The sequence below is a fragment of the Niabella agricola genome (assembly GCF_021538615.1).
In the GTDB taxonomy this organism is placed as follows: Bacteria; Bacteroidota; Bacteroidia; order Chitinophagales; family Chitinophagaceae; genus Niabella; species Niabella agricola.
In genome coordinates this window covers 2,290,800-2,307,844 of record NZ_JAJHIZ010000003.1, presented here as the reverse complement: position 1 = coordinate 2,307,844, position 17,045 = coordinate 2,290,800, and the positions used below count along the sequence as shown (strand labels likewise).

The 17,045-nt window shown below is 46.5% G+C and carries 19 protein-coding genes; 16 read left to right on the top strand and 3 right to left on the bottom strand.

The features are described 5' to 3' along the window. Positions 1-133: 133 nt before the first annotated feature. Together LL912_RS15070 and LL912_RS15065 are read left to right on the top strand one after the other, a co-directional pair. Positions 134-682, top strand: a complete 549-nt coding sequence (locus tag LL912_RS15070; RefSeq protein WP_235554403.1) for a DUF5606 family protein — start codon at positions 134-136, stop codon at positions 680-682. Between the two features lie 143 nt (positions 683-825). Beyond that, positions 826-2,544 (top strand): M3 family oligoendopeptidase, encoded by a 1,719-nt coding sequence (locus LL912_RS15065; RefSeq protein ID WP_235554402.1) that lies wholly within the window; start codon positions 826-828, stop codon positions 2,542-2,544. Positions 2,545-2,603: 59 nt separating this feature from the next. Here LL912_RS15065 and LL912_RS15060 read toward each other — a convergent pair whose 3' ends face one another. The 3 genes from LL912_RS15060 to LL912_RS15050 all read right to left on the bottom strand — a co-directional run bounded on the left by LL912_RS15060 (position 2,604) and on the right by LL912_RS15050 (position 5,419). After that, positions 2,604-2,786, bottom strand: coding sequence for a hypothetical protein (locus LL912_RS15060; protein ID WP_235554401.1), 183 nt, complete (start codon positions 2,784-2,786; stop codon positions 2,604-2,606). Between the two features lie 164 nt (positions 2,787-2,950). Next, positions 2,951-3,850, bottom strand: a complete 900-nt coding sequence (locus tag LL912_RS15055) for an energy transducer TonB (RefSeq protein WP_235554400.1) — start codon at positions 3,848-3,850, stop codon at positions 2,951-2,953. Between the two features lie 201 nt (positions 3,851-4,051). Then, a complete protein-coding gene (locus LL912_RS15050; RefSeq protein ID WP_235554399.1) occupies positions 4,052-5,419 on the bottom strand; it encodes a S8 family peptidase in 1,368 nt (455 codons plus the stop codon). Between the two features lie 453 nt (positions 5,420-5,872). Here LL912_RS15050 and LL912_RS15045 point away from each other — a divergent pair, with 453 nt between their 5' ends. From LL912_RS15045 to LL912_RS14980, 14 genes are all read left to right on the top strand, one after another. Continuing rightward, positions 5,873-6,388 carry a DUF2911 domain-containing protein gene (locus LL912_RS15045; protein WP_235554398.1) on the top strand — a complete coding sequence of 172 codons (516 nt, stop codon included), beginning with the start codon at positions 5,873-5,875 and terminating at the stop codon, positions 6,386-6,388. A gap of 99 nt (positions 6,389-6,487) precedes the next feature. Then, positions 6,488-7,705, top strand: a complete 1,218-nt coding sequence (locus LL912_RS15040) for a beta-ketoacyl-[acyl-carrier-protein] synthase family protein (RefSeq protein WP_235554397.1) — start codon at positions 6,488-6,490, stop codon at positions 7,703-7,705. An 18-nt stretch (positions 7,706-7,723) separates the two neighbouring features. Further along, positions 7,724-7,975: a phosphopantetheine-binding protein gene (locus tag LL912_RS15035; protein ID WP_235554396.1), complete on the top strand. Its 252-nt coding sequence runs from the start codon at positions 7,724-7,726 to the stop codon at positions 7,973-7,975. Between the two features lie 242 nt (positions 7,976-8,217). Beyond that, complete coding sequence (locus LL912_RS15030; protein WP_235554395.1) at positions 8,218-9,108, top strand: LpxL/LpxP family acyltransferase; 891 nt, start codon at positions 8,218-8,220, stop codon at positions 9,106-9,108. A gap of 154 nt (positions 9,109-9,262) precedes the next feature. Continuing rightward, positions 9,263-9,679 (top strand): 3-hydroxyacyl-ACP dehydratase, encoded by a 417-nt coding sequence (locus LL912_RS15025; RefSeq protein ID WP_235554394.1) that lies wholly within the window; start codon positions 9,263-9,265, stop codon positions 9,677-9,679. Positions 9,680-9,707: 28 nt separating this feature from the next. Beyond that, a complete protein-coding gene (locus LL912_RS15020) occupies positions 9,708-10,355 on the top strand; it encodes a hypothetical protein (protein ID WP_235554393.1) in 648 nt (215 codons plus the stop codon). Continuing rightward, positions 10,337-10,771, top strand: coding sequence for an acyl-CoA thioesterase (locus LL912_RS15015; RefSeq protein WP_235554392.1), 435 nt, complete (start codon positions 10,337-10,339; stop codon positions 10,769-10,771). Before LL912_RS15020 ends, LL912_RS15015 begins: the two co-directional genes overlap by 19 nt. Before the next feature lie 5 nt (positions 10,772-10,776). Then, complete coding sequence (locus LL912_RS15010) at positions 10,777-11,916, top strand: beta-ketoacyl-[acyl-carrier-protein] synthase family protein (protein ID WP_235554391.1); 1,140 nt, start codon at positions 10,777-10,779, stop codon at positions 11,914-11,916. Between the two features lie 12 nt (positions 11,917-11,928). Further along, positions 11,929-12,333 carry a four helix bundle protein gene (locus LL912_RS15005; RefSeq protein WP_235554390.1) on the top strand — a complete coding sequence of 135 codons (405 nt, stop codon included), beginning with the start codon at positions 11,929-11,931 and terminating at the stop codon, positions 12,331-12,333. A 61-nt stretch (positions 12,334-12,394) separates the two neighbouring features. Beyond that, on the top strand, positions 12,395-13,477 hold the full coding sequence (locus LL912_RS15000) for an SAM-dependent methyltransferase (RefSeq protein ID WP_235554389.1): 1,083 nt from the start codon (positions 12,395-12,397) through the stop codon (positions 13,475-13,477). A gap of 62 nt (positions 13,478-13,539) precedes the next feature. Beyond that, positions 13,540-14,811: an NAD(P)/FAD-dependent oxidoreductase gene (locus tag LL912_RS14995; protein WP_235554388.1), complete on the top strand. Its 1,272-nt coding sequence runs from the start codon at positions 13,540-13,542 to the stop codon at positions 14,809-14,811. A gap of 3 nt (positions 14,812-14,814) precedes the next feature. Continuing rightward, positions 14,815-15,444, top strand: a complete 630-nt coding sequence (locus tag LL912_RS14990) for a hypothetical protein (protein ID WP_235554387.1) — start codon at positions 14,815-14,817, stop codon at positions 15,442-15,444. Continuing rightward, positions 15,434-15,700, top strand: a complete 267-nt coding sequence (locus LL912_RS14985) for a phosphopantetheine-binding protein (RefSeq protein ID WP_235554386.1) — start codon at positions 15,434-15,436, stop codon at positions 15,698-15,700. Before LL912_RS14990 ends, LL912_RS14985 begins: the two co-directional genes overlap by 11 nt. A 121-nt stretch (positions 15,701-15,821) precedes the next feature. Then, complete coding sequence (locus tag LL912_RS14980) at positions 15,822-17,036, top strand: beta-ketoacyl-[acyl-carrier-protein] synthase family protein (RefSeq protein WP_235554385.1); 1,215 nt, start codon at positions 15,822-15,824, stop codon at positions 17,034-17,036. Positions 17,037-17,045 lie beyond the last annotated feature (9 nt).

The window sequence follows — 17,045 nt, the reverse complement described above, 5'->3', positions numbered from 1 at the left end:
CCTGAAAAATATTGATAAATAACGACTTGCATGGTTTCTTTTTGCCCTCATCCGGAAAAGAATCGCATAAATAACCGTATTTAGGCATATTCTTAAAAAAAGTCATTTATATTGCGGCTCTTAAAAAATGACCATGGAGTATAATAAGTTAGTTGCAGTTAGTGGATTATCGGGCTTATTTGAGCTGATTAGCAGTAAAAACGACGGGGCCATTGTTCGCTCCCTGAACGACAAAACAACCAAATTTGCATCTTCCCGCATTCATCAGTTTTCACATCTCGAAAGCATAGAAATTTATACAATCAGGGATAATGTAAACCTGGTGGATGTGTTTAATGCCATGCAAGCTGACGGTACTGCTTTACCGGATGTAAAAGATGATAAGGCCATCAAAGCGTATTTTCAAAAAGTATACCCCGACATGGATTTTGACCGGGTATATATCTCCGACATGAAAAAAATCGTGAAATGGTTTGATCTCCTCCAAAAAAACAATATCGAAATTAAACTAACGGAAGCTCCGGAAGAAACAACCGAAGAAACACCGGTAGTAGAAGAAACCCCTGCACCGGCAGCAAAAAAAGCAACAGCAAAAACCCAGGAAGCTGAGGAAGCTCCGGTAAAAAAGGCACCCGCCAAGAAAGCCGCTGCAAAAAAAGCCGCAAAAAAGAAAGAAGATTAATCAATACCTCATTTTTATAACTACCGCCCCCGCTACAACGGGGGCGTATTGTTGGATGATGGTTTGCTTTTTATAAAGTATATTGCTGCTCCGGGTACCCGTTTGACCGTTACTCCGAACAGCATAATTGAAAAATGATCAACATGAAATTAGACGCAAATATTCAACCCTTACAAAGACAGTTTTTACCTGCGGGTTTCAAGATTACAGACTGGCAAACGCTGGAGCCCTATTTTAAAGACCTCGCAGGTCGGGAATTACCTGATATGGAAGCGCTGAACCGGTGGCTGCAGGACATCAGTGAACTGGAAGCCGTGGTAAGTGAGGAAGCTTGCTGGCGCCAGATCAATATGACGCGTGATACAACGGATACAGCACTGGCCGAGTCGTTTACTTTTTTTATGACGGAGATTCAGCCCAAGATACAACCCTATGCCGACCAGCTGAACCGGAAGCTGATCGAAAACCCGCTTTCAAATGAACTTACTGCTCCGGAATATTTTACCTATCTCCGGAATGTTAAGAAAAATATCGAATTGTTCCGGGAAGAAAATATTCCCTTGCAATCGGAGCTGGCAGTAGAGGCACAGCAATTCGGTGCTATCGCAGGAAAAATGACTGTTACTGTAAATGACCAGGAATATACCCTGCAGCAGGCCGCCAAATTCCTGGAAAGCCCGGACCGGACTTTGCGGGAAAGCGTATACCGTAAAATTGGTGACCGGCGCCTGCAGGATAAGGATGCCCTGGATGATCTTTTCGATTCACTTTTAAAAAAACGCCACCAGGTAGCATTGAATGCAGGCTTTGAAAATTACCGGGACTACCGTTTTGCCGAGCTGGGACGTTTTGATTACAACAAGGAAAACTGTTTCCAGTTTCATGAAGCGGTAAAGCAACATGTATTGCCATTGGTGGATAAGATCTATCAACAGAAAAAAGAAAAACTGGGCTTGGATACACTGCGGCCCTGGGATATCGATGCGGAACCTGCGGGTACCGAGCCCCTGCGTCCCTTTAATACCGGCAGTGAGCTGGTGGAAAAAGCCATCCATTGTTTTAATGAGCTGAATCCCTTTTTTGGAGACTGTTTACGGAAGATGAATGAAATGGGCCGGCTCGACCTGGAAAGCCGTAAGGGGAAAGCTCCGGGCGGATACAACTGCCCACTGGCGGAAACGGGTGCACCATTTATATTTATGAATGCTGCGGGTACCATGGATGATGTAACCACCATGGTGCATGAAGGCGGCCACGCCATTCATTCTTTTTTAACGCATCCGTTAAAGTTATCGGCTTTTAAAGAATACCCGACCGAGATCGCTGAAGTGGCCAGCATGAGCATGGAATTGTTCAGCATGGAACACTGGACCGGTTTTTTTAAAACCACGGAAGAACTGAAACGGGCACATGAACAGCAACTGGAGCGCGTACTGACCATCTTCCCCTGGATTGCTACCATCGACCAGTTTCAGCACTGGATTTACGAGCACCCCACGCATACCCGCGGAGAGCGGTTGTCGGCATGGCAATCCATACTCGCATCCTTTACTCCGCAAACACTGGATACCGGCGGACTTGAAGACTACCGGAACTTCAGCTGGCAACGGCAATTGCATTTATATGAAGTGCCATTTTATTATATCGAATATGGCATTGCTCAATTGGGTGCTATTGGCCTGTGGCAGCAATATAAAAAAGATAAGACGCAGGCCCTGGATCATTATATACAGGCCCTGAGCCTGGGCGGTACCCGCCCCTTGCCCCAGCTCTTTGAAGCTGCGGGATTAAGATTTGATCTGTCACCCGATCACATTAAAGGGCTAATGGAATTTGTAAAAGGCGAACTGGACAAGCTCTAAACCGGTTCGCATGGAAGATAAAACGAAGCTCCTTATTAAAGGAGCTTTTTTACACCCTTTTAACGGTATTCGTAGTGACCTCTTACCCAGTGCCTGTAACCATGGTAGCCCGGCGACCAGTGACCTGGAATCCACACACGGTGCCGGGGTGTACGAGGATAGGCGTTTACGGTGCAGGAACCAAGGCCCGAGAGGAATAGTACCACCAGCGATCCCCAAACTACTGTTTTAAACGTTTTCATAGAACATCATTTTAATCAATAAAGCGGATACGTTTATTGGAACGAAGACAATATAAAAAGTTTAACACGGGTAGTGCGCAGAACCGTTAAAGGATCTGTAAAAACAAAAAGAGGAAATATGCAAAGTCCCGGCGCATGTATTGGTGCAAAAAGCAAACCGGAGTTTATCTGCCCGTAACGCTAAATGTAATGGGCTGCTTGCGGTAAGCTTTCACAAAACGGCCATACTGCCGGGCTGGGGTCCATTTTCCTGAACGCCGGATCACCCGGATGGCCTCATCCTCCAGCCCGTAACCGTTACTGGTTAGCGCTTTTATATTTGAAATATTACCTGCTGTATCGATAATAAACTGTACAATAACTCTATATTGCCCGACCGGAGCTCCGGCCCGTATCGGGCGTGTGGCATCCAGTGTACGGGTCAGGTAGGTCATCCAGGCCTTGGTGCCTCCGGGAAAACCGGCATCTTTTTCTTCACGGGTATAAAGGCTGTCGCCATTGGTTACAGAGCCATCAGGATGATAGATCTTTTCGATGCCGGTATTGCCGGAAAAAATAAAAGCCCGGGTCTTCCGGCCCGCGGTGTCATAACTGATATCCTGCAAGGTATTACGGATACTATCTGTAATCACTTCGTTGATAATGGTACTTCCTGTAAAATACCGGAATTTCTTTTTGAAGGAAACAGCGCCCCTTACATAAATAATAGAATCGGTTTGACGGCCCGTGCTATCCCATTGTTGCATAAGGCCGTCCAGCTCGTTCCATACATAACGTTTTACCTGTTGTACACGGCCGTTTGAGTAGTAGTCGATGCTTTTTCCATGCAATACGTTTAAAGAAGAATCGGTATAGGTTGCCGAAAATATCTTTTGATCATTATGTATTAAAAAGAAATCGACCCACACCAGTGAATCTTGTTTGAGTCCCTTGCCATAAACAAAGGCCTTTTCTTTTTGGGTAGGTGCCAGGCTGGCGTCAAAATAATACGTGTACCGTTTTATCTGACCGTTTACGGAAAGCGATAGCATCAGCATCAAAAAAGCAGCGAGGATGGTTTTCATATTGAACATGTTGGAGATAAACAGTTAAGCGTTTCAGATCCAGATCAAATATACAGAATTCTGAAATGCTGTTGCAGACGGCTCTGTATAAATGCTCCTGCGAGGATTATTTAAGCATTATCGGCAACTGGGGCATCGAATCAAAAAAGGCTGCTTCCTGAATGGGAAAACAGCCTCTTCTGAGCAGATGCAGGATGCCGGTTAAAACATGCTGATATCTAACCGGCCCCCGGTAAGACATTTGCCCGAAAGCGACGGAGTGGGAATTGCGGCGTTAAGGATTGCCGACTTTATTTCTTTCATTCCGGCACCGGGATGTACAGAGGCATAGAGTGCCGCTGCGCCTGCTACATGCGGGGCCGCCATCGATGTTCCGCTTAATGCCGCATAGCTATTGTTCAGATAGGTAGAAACAATAGACTCGCCGGGAGCGGCAATATCAACGGTTTTTGCCCCATAGTTGGAGAAGTAAGACAGGTTGCCGTTGCGGCCGATAGAGGCAACGGAGATGATATTGTCCATTTTCAGACTGGCGGGGTATACCGGAACCTTATCATTGTTGTTGGTATTATTACCGGCGGCGGCAATGATCAGTATCCCGGCTCTGCCGGCTCTGCGGATGGCTGCCTCCAGGTTTTTGGAGCTGGTATTGCCTTCCCAGGAACAGCAAAGCGCAACAATATTCAATTGCTGTTTTGTTTTGAGCGCAATAAAATAATCAATAGCCAACGCTGCGCTAAAAGCCGTGCCACTGTTGCCTTCCATAAATTTTGCACTTAGAAGTTTTACATTCCAAACCACACCGGCTACACCAATCCCGTTGCCGCCTTCGGCGCCGATAATGCCGGCAACATGGGTGCCATGAAAATCACTGCCGTTATAAACGGCGGCGTTGTTTTGATAAAAGTTCCAGCCATAAACGTCATCGATATAACCGTTCTGGTCGTCGTCGATCCCGTTGGCTGGAATTTCACCGGGGTTCACGCCGGCATTATTTTTCAGGTCATCATGCTGATACATATATCCCTGATCAACAACACCTACATATACATTGCCTGAGCCTGTTTTATGATTGTTCCAGGCGGTGCTGGCCTGACAGCCGTATCCGCCGGCCTGCATATTCCACTGGGCATTGGTATAGTAAGGGTCATTGGGTACCTCAGCCGCGTGGTAAATATAATTGGGTTCGATAAAATCGATCTCCGGTGCATTCTTTACGTCGTTAATAGCTGCAAGTACATCCGATGAGGTTTCAATGAGGTCGATATCGCCCTCATCTTCAAAACCGGGAATGGATTTTGGATTCGCTTTATCCCTCAATTTCCCTTTTAACTTTGTAAGGATCGCCGTTTTATTTTTGGCCGGAGTTCCGTCTTTGAATTTTACAAGCAGCTGGCCGGGGATATAATCTTCGCCTGAACCCGTTCCCGTAAGGCGCTGGGCTTTACTTTCAGCAGACAGTGATGGTGGTTGGGGAGCACCAGGATTTACTTCGCTTTTTTGGCAACTGTAGAGGCACAGTCCGAGGCATAAACCCACGGTGAGTTTGAATGATTCTCTGATCATCATGGTTTAGAGTTTAAAACGTTTATTTAAAGGGCCGGAGTATGGGCAAATACTCCCGGATTAATGCGAAAGTATTAACAAAATATGACATTTGAATGATTGTTCTTGAACCGGCATCTAAAACCTGTATTTTTTTTAATAAGTTATCCTGGAGAATGTTGTCGGTTACCATCTTTTTGGAGTGTCAATATTTTTCAACTCATGGGCGCATCACTGAAGATGAGTCCATGGCATAAAGCATCCGGTGTGCATAGAGAAGATTGATAACCGGGTAAGCCATTACCTGCAGAGGCGTGTAAAAGGCCCGGGAAAAATGAAACAATCCCTTTTTTATGCAATGGGTTTGATTTTTGCTATCTTTATCTGGCAGCCGGGTATATGATTACAACCGTGCCGGGTTTGCAGAAGGAATTCAAAGAAAACGCTTGTTGATGCAAAACTTTTAAAAAAGATTATATGAAAAAACTATTATTTTTTTTGGCAGGTATCTGCCTCGTGATCGGAGTATCTGCCCAGAACGGTGAAAAGAAAAAACCCGCCAGTCCGCCTGCGGCTGTTTCAAAGACGATTAAATCGGGTGTAACTGTTTCTATCAATTACAGTCAGCCGTCAGTAAAAGGACGAACCGTTGGAAAGGATGTAGAACCTATGGACGGAAAAGTATGGCGCGCAGGCGCTAACAAAACCACGCTTTTTGAATTAAGCAAGGACGCTACCATTAACGGAAAACAGCTGCCAGCTGGAAAATACGGGTTGCATGTGTTAACCGGCAATGGCGACTGGACCTTTATCTTCAGCAAAAAATGGGATCAGTGGGGTACGGAGTACAGCGAGGCCGACGATGCCCTCCGGGTTACAGTAAAGAGCAAAAAGCCGGCAAAATTTGCAGAGGCATTAACCTATACCATCAGTGATAACGGCCAGGTTTCGCTTTTATGGGGCGATCATGAGGCTGGCTTTACTGTAAAATAATGTACGGATTCATATGCGATCAAAGAGAGGGTTCGCCTGTTTGGGTGTAACCCTTTTTAGTGACCGGCATGAATGTGTTTTCCTGTTAAATTTGCACGAATGAACAGAGTGGTGATCACAGGTCGTGGTATTTATTCCTGCATTGGCAAAAACCTTGCGGAAGTAAAAGATTCCCTGTATGAGGGAAAATCGGGGATCATATTCGATCCCGTTCGTAAAGCATTTGGATACCGGTCTGCGCTTACGGGTTTCGTTGAGCGTCCTTCGTTAAAAGGATTGCTGGACCGGCGCTCCCGGATCATGCTTCCGGAAGAAGGGGAGTATGCCTATATGGCAACCATCGAGGCCCTTCAGGAGGCGGGTCTTTCTGAAGAGGACCTGGCACGGCTGGAGCCGGGCATTCTTTACGGCAACGACAGTTCCGCAAAAGCGGTGATCGAATCTACAGACCTGATCCGCGAAAAAAAAGACACCATGCTGGTAGGGTCGGCGGCGGTTTTTCAAACCCTGAACTCTACCGTAACCATGAACCTGGCCACCATCTTTAAATTAAAAGGCATCAACTTAACCGTAAGCGCGGCCTGCGCCAGTGGCTCACATGCGATTGGCCTGGCGTATATCCTTATAAAAATGGGCTTGCAGGATTGTGTAGTTGCCGGCGGCGCGCAGGAGATCAATCACCTGTCGATGGGTACTTTCGATGCCCTCGGCGCTTTTTCGGTACGGGAAGATGCACCGGAGAAGGCGTCTCGTCCATTCGACAAAGACCGCGATGGGCTTATCCCCAGTGGCGGGGCTGCTACGGTAATCCTGGAAAGCCTGGAGTCGGCCCAAAAAAGAGGTGCTCATGTCCTGGGAGAAGTCATCGGCTATGGATTTTCATCCAATGGGGAGCATATTTCCAATCCCACCGTGGCCGGACCGGCCAAATCACTACGGATGGCTCTGAATGATGCCGGGATAGCGCCTGGTATGATCGACTATATCAACGCGCACGCCACCAGTACACCGGCAGGGGATGCCAGCGAGGCCAAAGCCATTGCAGAAGTATTCCAGGGCTGCAATACACCCGTAAGTTCCACAAAATCAATGACCGGACACGAATGCTGGATGGCGGGCGCCAGTGAGATCGTGTATTCCAGCATTATGATGGAGCACGGATTTATGGCCCCCAATATCAATTTTGAAACCCCCGATACTGATACCTCAGCGCTAAATATTGTAAAAAATACAACGAATAAAAATATAGATGTATTTTTGTCCAATTCATTTGGGTTTGGAGGAACCAACTCTACCCTCATTGTAAAAAAGTGGTAATTTGAGCTAATGCTAAGCATGGAGAAAATAATAGATACGACCAATGCATTTTTGGTAGATGAATTTGAGGCCGATGCAGATCTGATAAAGCCGGAGGCAAATCTCAAGGAAGTATTGGACCTGGACAGCCTGGATTATATCGACCTGGTGGTGGCCCTGGAAAGCAACTTTCATTTTAAGGTGCAACCCGGCGATTTCCTGCCGTTGGTGACCTTCAACGACTTTTACAACTATATACACGCACAGATCCAGAAAAAAGAGGCGGCCTGATGCCTCGTTTTATTTTTTGGGTCGGCTGAAGTACAAAGCCCGGCTTTGTTGCCACGCTCGCTTGTGCACCTGTGCAGGAGGTAGCGGCCCGGTTTTTAAGTATGGGGCGACTGGTGCTGCACATCGCGTAAGAATCAGCAACCCCATGTCTCCCGAGTCTCCCTGTTTCCCAAGAGGGCAATAAGAAAAGAACAACTGCATTCTGACAGGCTTCCTATATTTGGGTATTTTAAGGAAATTCAATGGCAAACTGGGACGGAAGCTCCAAGGGTACAAAACTGGGTTATAGCATCTTTATCGGCCTGCTGAAAGCAGGAGGCACGACACCGGCTTATTTTCTGTTGCGGTTTGTGGCCTTTTATTATTTTTTATGCAGTACCGTGTCCAACCGGGCCATAAAATATTACCTGAACCAACGGCTGGGGTATGCCGGATTTAAAGCGGTACGGCTGCGCTACCGGAATTATTACTGGTTTGGACAGGCCCTCATCGACCGTATTGTAATGATGAGTGGCATCCGGAACCGGTTCTCTTTTGATTTTGACGGAGAAGCGCACCTGCGTGCAATGGTAACAGCCGGGAAAGGCGGTCTGTTGCTGAGTGCTCATATCGGCAACTGGGAAATTGCGGGCCATTTGCTCAAACGGCTGAATACCCGGATTAATATTGTCATGTATGACGGCGAGCACCAGCAGATAAAGGAATACCTCGATGGGGTTACCGGAGAACGGAATGCCCGAATCATCATCATCCGGGATAATATCTCGCATATTTACGAAATCATGGAGGCGTTGAACAATAACGAATTGGTTTGCATGCATTCCGACCGGTTTTTAGAGGGAAACAAAACCCTGACCGCTTCCTTCCTCGGCGCCCCGGCCCGGTTCCCTGCAGGGCCCTTTACCCTTGCGGCCAAACTACCGGTACCGGTTTCTTTTGTGTTTGCATTAAAAGAGTCATCCAGGCACTATCATTTTTTTGCCACTCCGGGCATGGTATACCACAATCATTCCGAAAAAGCGGCCCCGGAAGCGATCCTTGCTGATTTTATCAGGCAAATGACTGAAAAAGTACAACGCTACCCCGATCAGTGGTACAATTATTATCCGTTTTGGGATGAAAATCGCTTATAAACAACGGGTGCTTCTAAGCCCACACCCTTTCATGAAACCAGAATGACGATTGATCCGGTACAAATAACAACCGGGAGAAAAACTCCCGGTGCAAACCAAAGTTTCTGTAATTTTAGCGCGTTGGCCTTGGAAAATGCCAACTGTTTATTTGAGTATGAGTATCGCCAGTGACATTTTGCCCTATATTCCGCAGCGGCCGCCCTTTGTAATGATACAAACGCTGGAGCGTTCGGACGATAGTGGCGCAGAAACCAGGTTTACGGTAACCGAAGACAATATTCTGGTAGCGGGCGGGCTTTTAAAAGAGCCCGGCCTGGTGGAGAATATTGCTCAAACCGCCGCCGCGCGGATCGGTTATATCTGTAAACAGGAAAACAAACCGGTTCCGGTGGGCTTTATTGGTGCCATACAGCAGTTAAAAATAGCCCGCCTGCCCGCTATCGGGGAAGTATTGGAAACTTCCATCCGGATTCAGAACCAGGTATTCAATGCAACGATTGTAGAGGGCAGCATCGCCATAAATGGGGATGTGATTGCTTCCTGTGAAATGCGCATATTTGTTGCCGGATAAAATCAACCAATAATTAAAAAAACAGATTATGAAAAAGAGCTCTACCAAAATAATGTTTCTTCTTTTTGTATTAACAGCAATTACCGGCTTGCGCAGCCAGGCTCAAACCCTGAACGAGGTATTGACAAACAGCGATATTCCAATCTATTATTTTGGCATTGATTTTACAAAGGCAAAACTCATCGGTGATGCCGCTGCAAAGGCCGATGATATTGTGGCCCGCCAGTTTGACGGCATTAACGATCTGATGCTGAACGAATCTAAAAAGTATGATATTGCCGGTGCCTTCCGCAAGGATGAACTCAACAGCGATCTGAGCTTTGTTTCCAAGCGGAACCAAAAACGGGATCCGGAAACCTTGCTTTCATCCAGCTCCGAAGATTACAATCTTTTAAAGGAAAGTGATATTATCACCCTGGTTAAAGGATTTAATACAGGTGATAAAAAAGGTACCGGGCTTTTATTTGTGGTCGACGGTATGAATAAACCCAAGAAAGAACTATCGGTTTGGGTAACCCTGTTCGATATCCGGTCAAAGAAGATACTGCTGACAGAACGCGTAGAAGGCGCAGTGGGCATGGGCTTCAGCTTCCGGAATTATTGGGCCACCGGGTTCAAAAAAGTGATCGATCATATTAAAAACAGTAAATACGCCGCGTGGAAATCGAAATCATGAAGGAACTGAAAGATACAACTGAGGTCCTCATCCGTTTTAACGAGGCAGATCCCCTGGGTATTGTCTGGCACGGCCATTACATCCGCTATTTTGAAGACGGCAGGGAAGCTTTCGGGAAAAAATACGGCATCGGGTATCTTGATTTTTTTAAGGAAAATGTAGTAGTACCCATTGTTCACGCAGAATGCAATTACAAGAAATCGCTGAAATTCGGCGACAGCGTATTGGTTGAAACGATCTATGAACCTTGCGAAGCTGCCAAGATCAACTTCCGGTTTAATTTATACAAAGCATCCGACCGCTCGCTGGTGGCTACGGGCAGAACCACGCAGGTGTTCCTGGATAAGGATACGCAAACCCTTTTGTTGAACAATCCTCCGTTCTTTCAGGAGTGGAAACAAAAATTTGTGATGTAAAGGGAATGAAGAAGGTGTTTGTTTTAGCTCAGAATATTGTTTCCCCGCTGGGAAACACGGCAAAAGAAAACTTCGAAGCGCTATGCGCCGGGAACACAGCAGTAGCCATCCATAACGATGTTTCCAGAAGCCCGGTACCGTTTTGTGCTGCGCTGATGGATCCGGCTTTTTTTAAGAACACCCCGGCTTCATTCACCCCTTTTGAAGCGCTTACAGCAGCCTCTATGGCAGATGTGATCCGACAGGCAAAAATAGACCCGGCCGATCCGGACACGACCTGGATCCTCTCCACAACCAAGGGTAATATTGGTTTACTGGAAGGGCAACCCGTTACCCGCGAACTAAAAGAAGCAGTAGGGCTAACAGTATCTGCCCGGAAAATTTCAGAATATTTTGGTTTTAAGCATACCCCGCTGATTGTATCCCATGCTTGCATCTCCGGCACCCTGGCCATCATTACCGCCAGGCGGATACTGGAAACCGGTAAATACAAAACAGTTGTGGTTGCCGGGGCAGATCTGATCACCCGGTTTATCCTTTCGGGATTTCAATCCTTTCATGCGGTAAGCGAAGTGCTTTGCAAACCATTTGACGCCAATCGCAACGGAATCAACCTGGGAGAAGCTGCTGCTTCAGTGGTTCTTTCTACAGTGCCTTCTGCTGAAGCAGACCGGATCACCATCAGCGGGGGCGGCGTTAGCAATGATGCTAACCATATTTCCGGTCCTTCCCGGACGGGGGCAGAACTGTATATGGCGATTGGTCGTGCCATGAAAGAAGCAGCAGTCGATGCTGAGGCCATTGACTTTATCTCCGCGCACGGAACGGCTACCATTTATAACGACGACATGGAAAGCCGGGCCATCACCCTGGCCGGGTTGCAATCCGTTCCCGTAAATAGTATGAAAGGCTATTACGGGCATACCCTGGGTGCCGCGGGGTTGCTTGAAACCGTTATCGGTATCGAATCGCTGAAGCAACAGATCATCATTCCTACCATGGGATTTGAAACACCAGGTACAGCAGCACCCATTCACGTTTGCAGTGCACTCACTAAAACGCCGGCAAAAGCGTTCTTAAAAACCGCATCCGGGTTCGGAGGATGTAATGCAGCAATCGTAGTGGTTAAAAGCGTAAAGGGTTAAAAGTTTAACGTTATGGGCACCGTAAGCAGGTTTGAAGATCTTGAAATATGGAAACTGGCGAGGGAGTTGTCAAAGATGATTTATAGTTTTACATTGAGAGAATCTTTTTCAAAAGACTATAAATTAAAAGATCAGATAAGAGGCGCTTCAGGTTCTGCAATGGACAACATTGCAGAAGGCTTTGAGAAAGGTTCCCGATTGGAATTTGTAAATTTCCTGAGTTTTGCAAAGGGCTCTTGTGGTGAGGTAAAATCCCAACTATATAGGGCATTGGACCAGGAATATATAGCAGAAGGGGAACAGATTGAAGCGTATAATCAATACAATAAATTATCTGCCGGGATATCAAACTTCATTTCTTACCTGAATCAATCGGCAATTAGGGGCTCTAAATTTAAAGGCAGAACGGGCGGTTAAAGATGGGCTGGAGCACTGTAATGCCGGAACTTTTAAACATTCAAACTTTTAAATATAAATAATGATAGATTTCTACAAAGGAGAACATTATTCAGCGATGGACGCAAAGCATATGGCACAGATCATTGCCCATGGCCCGATCGTATTCCAGGTGGCGCGTGTGTTAAGAGATAAGCAGATTCTTAGAGTAATAGAAGAGGCACGGAGCGCAGGCATTGCGTTGAATGATATTTGCGAAAAAGTAGGTCTTTCTGAATATGCCGTACGGGTACTGCTGGAGGCTGGTTTGGGAATGCACCTGGTGAAATATACAGCCGATGAGAAATTTGCGTTAACAAAAACAGGTTATTTTATCCTGCACGATCCGCTTACCAATGTAAACATGAATTTTGTACAGGACATTTGCTATAAAGGAATGTACCATCTTGAAGAGGCTGTTGAAACCGGTAAACCTGCCGGGCTGCCGGAGCTGGGTAACTGGTCTACCGTTTATGAGGGCCTTTCGCAGTTGAATCCGCAGCAACAAAAAAGCTGGTTCGAATATGATCATTTCTTTTCAGACATTGCCTTCCCGGCAGTGTTAAAACATATTTATAAGCCGGAAAATCATATTAAAAAACTGTTGGAAATAGGCGGCAACACCGGAAAATGGGCATTGGCATCCACTAAATTCGATAAAGACGTATCCATCACCATTGTAGACCTTCCGGGACAAGCGGCCATGGCTAAAAAGAATATTGAAGACCTGGGACTGAGCGACCGTGTTGATTTTTATCCGGCCAATGTGCTGGATGAATCCGTGGTTTTTCCCACGGGATATGATGCGGTTTGGATGAGCCAGTTCCTGGACTGCTTTTCCGAAGATGAGATCGTTTCCATTATGAAACGTTGCGGCGCGGCATTGAACGCTGATGGCAGTATTTACATCCTGGAAGCGTTCTGGGACAACCAGCGGTTTGAAACCTCAGCCTTCTGCATCCAGCAATTATCAATTTATTTTACGGCCATTGCCAACGGTAACAGCCAGATGTACGACTCCCGGGTATTTAAAAAATGCGTTGAAAAAGCAGGCTTCGAGATCGTGGAGCAAATTGAAGGTATCGGGCTCAGTCACACTTTATTGAAATGTAAAAAGAAGGACTAACTTTGATTTTTGAAAGAACAGCCGTCATCACAAAACAGAAACTTTAAATCAGAATTGAAAATATGCAAAGGGAACAAACAGATGTACTGGTAATTGGCGCGGGGCCCGCAGGAACCGTAGCCGGCGCCATTGTAAATAAAGCGGGGTATAAGGTTCGGGTAGTGGAGAAAATGAAATTTCCGCGCTTTGTTATCGGAGAAAGCCTGCTGCCGCGTTGTATGGAAGCACTGGAAGAAGCAGGATTGCTGGAGTGCGTGTTAAAGATGGGCTTTCAACGGAAAACGGGCGCTAAATTTGTACGCAATGGTGTGGTTTGCGATTATTCTTTCGCTGATCAGTTTACCGATGGCTGGGATCATGCTTACCAGGTAACCCGTGCCGACTTCGATCAGGCGCTGGCCGACGGTCTTGAAGCGCAGGGCGTGCCCATTGAATATGAAACAACTGTTACGGCCATCCGGTTCAATGAAGATGGATCCTCCGTTACAACTGTTACCGATAATAATGGAAATGAAAAACAGATCGAAGCAAAATTCATTATTGACGGAAGCGGCTACGGACGTGTAATTCCCCGCTTGTTTGGGTTGGATAAGCCTTCCAACCTGGCTCCGCGCAAGGCGTTGTTTGTACATATCAAAGATGTCAATCGCCAGATGGATGATGAGCCGGATCGTATTACAGTGATTGTACATAAACCTGATGTATGGGTATGGGTGATTCCTTTTGCAACCGGCATTACTTCCGTAGGGTTTGTAGGTGATCCGGCCTTTTTTGAAAAGTATACCGGTACGCCCGAAGAGCAAATGCGCGCGGTAATAGCAGATGAGCCCTATATTGCTGAGCGGATGAAAGGTGTGGAGTTCTTATGGGAACCAAAAATCTTACAATCCTGGTCGAGCACTACAGAAAAGTTCTTTGGAAACGGTTTTGTGTTAACTGGCAACGTAACCGAATTCCTGGATCCTGTATTTTCTTCGGGAGTAACCCTGGCCACGGTTTCCAGTCAGATTGCAGGAAAACTGGTAGTGCGGCATTTAAAAGGAGAAGCGGTTGACTGGGATAAAGAATATACTGAAGTGATGATGCAGGGCGTAAACACCTTCAGAAGCTATGTAATGGGTTGGTACGATACTACTCTGCATACGATTTTCTTTGCAAAGGATCAGAACCCTGATATCAAGAAAATGATCTGTTCGGTATTGGCAGGGTATGTTTGGGACACCGACAACCCGTATGTGAAGGAGCACAATACGGCGTTGCATAAACTGGCCAAAACCATCCGGCTCCGGGACAGTATCGAATACATTAATAACGGATTTAAGGATAAAGTGTAGCGGTTGAGCGAAACCAGTATGCAGATCACATCGGCAGTAATCATACGGGAGGGGATCGTTGTAAAAGATGATTCAGCAATTTTCAGGGGTACTGAAACAGGAAGTGTGTTCTTGAATGCCGCTTATGAAGGGCTTGATGCGATGTATCCCCGCTTTTATAAAATGGACCTGCTCAGCAAAACAGGAACCATTGCAGTAAATGCATTGTTAAAAGAGCGTGTCGATCTTCAGCACCTGCCGCCGGAAGCCACAGGAATGGTGTTCAGTAACCGGAATGCAAGCATTGAAGCCGATGTACAATATTTGGAAGCCTCCAAAGCCTATCCAAGCCCGGCGCTATTTGTGTACACATTACCTAATATCGTCATCGGGGAGATCAGCATCCGGTATCAATTCAAGGGAGAAAATGCCTTTTTCATTTCGGATACCTTTGATGCAGACTGGATTCATTGGTATGTGGCGGACCTGATGCAACGCGGCTTACTAAAGGTATGTATTTGCGGCTGGATCGACGTGATCGGCGAACAGCCCGATGCCTGTCTTTTCCTGGTAGAACAGGTTCCGTTTTCAACAGGCACAACTTTTACCGCAGATAACCTGCGGCGTATTTATAATAAAGATTATGGAAAATAAGCAAGAACTGATACATCGCTTAAAGGAGCAGATCATTAAGCAGTTAAAATTAGAAGATAAAAAACCGGAAGACATCGGCGATCATGATCCGCTGTTTGTAGAAGGACTGGGACTCGACTCCATTGATGCGCTGGAACTGATCGTGCTGTTGCAGCAGGAATACAATATCAAATTAAAGAGTGCAGAAGAAGGTCAGGATGTATTCCGTTCTATAGATACGATGGCGGATTATATACTGGAACACGAAGGGAAGTGAGAAGATTATAGTGAGATGTTAATAGTCAATGGGGAATAGAGAGTAATAAATAGTCAGAAGATTCCAAACTTCTTACTATCAATTTTTCACTAATTACTCACCGTCTAATATCCAACAACTGATGTCTAAAGAACAAACCGTTTATATAGGAGGTCTGGGCGTTATTTCGGCAATCGGGAATAATGCAGCCGAAAATCTGGACGCACTGGTTTCCGGCAGGGCGGGGATGCAGGCCATGCAGCGGCTGCAATCGGTACATAAAGATACGCTTCCGGTGGCCGAGGTTCCATTATCTAACGAAGCATTAGCCGAAAGGGCAGGGCTGCCGGTTTCCATCAGCCGCACGGCCCTGTTGAGTGCTGTTGCCGCCCAAGAAGCCATTGCCGATGCCGGTATTGAATGTTCAAAATGGCGTACCGGCTTTATCTCTGCCAATTCGGTAGGAGGAATGGATAAAACCGAAGACTTCTTTCCCGGTTTTTTGCAGGACGCCGGCAATGGTGACCTGAAAATGGTGGTGAACCATGAATGCGGGGCTGTAACGGAAGTGGTGGCGGATGCGCTGGGAATAAAAGACTTTGTAACAACCATCAGTACGGCCTGTTCTTCCTCTGCGAATAGTATTTTTTTGGGCGCAAGGATGATCCGGCAGGGAATACTGGACGTAGCCGTGGCCGGAGGCACGGATGCACTAACGCGCTTTACATTAAATGGATTTAATACCTTAATGATCCTGGACCAGCAGTATTGCCAGCCCTTTGATGAAAACCGCCGGGGACTTAACCTGGGTGAAGGTGCGGGCTATGTGGTATTGGTGTCGGAGGCAGTGGCTGCTACATTAGGCAAAAAACCGTTTTGTGCGCTGAGCGGATGGTGCAATGCCAACGACGCCTATCATCAAACGGCCTCTTCTCCAACAGGGACCGGTTCGCTGTTGGCTATGAAGGGGGCCCTTAAAAAAAGCGGCTTGTCGCCGTCAGATATTAGCTATATCAACCTTCATGGCACCGGAACCCAGAACAATGATATTGCTGAAGGCACGGCTATTGCCACGTTGTTTGAAGGGTATTATCCGCCCATGAGCTCTACCAAATCCTTTACCGGCCATACTCTGGGCGCCAGTGGCGCTATTGAAGCCGTGTATGCGGCACTGGCGATTAAAGAAGGGTTGGTGTTTCCCAGCCTGCGGCTGCAAACGCCGATGAAAGACCTGCCTTTTTCAGTAACTACTGTACTGGAGAAAAGAAAGATCGATCATGTTTTGTCTAATTCTTTCGGGTTTGGAGGAAACTGCAGCTCGCTCGTGTTTTCAAGGGTCGCATTCAATCATTTGTAATATTTTATC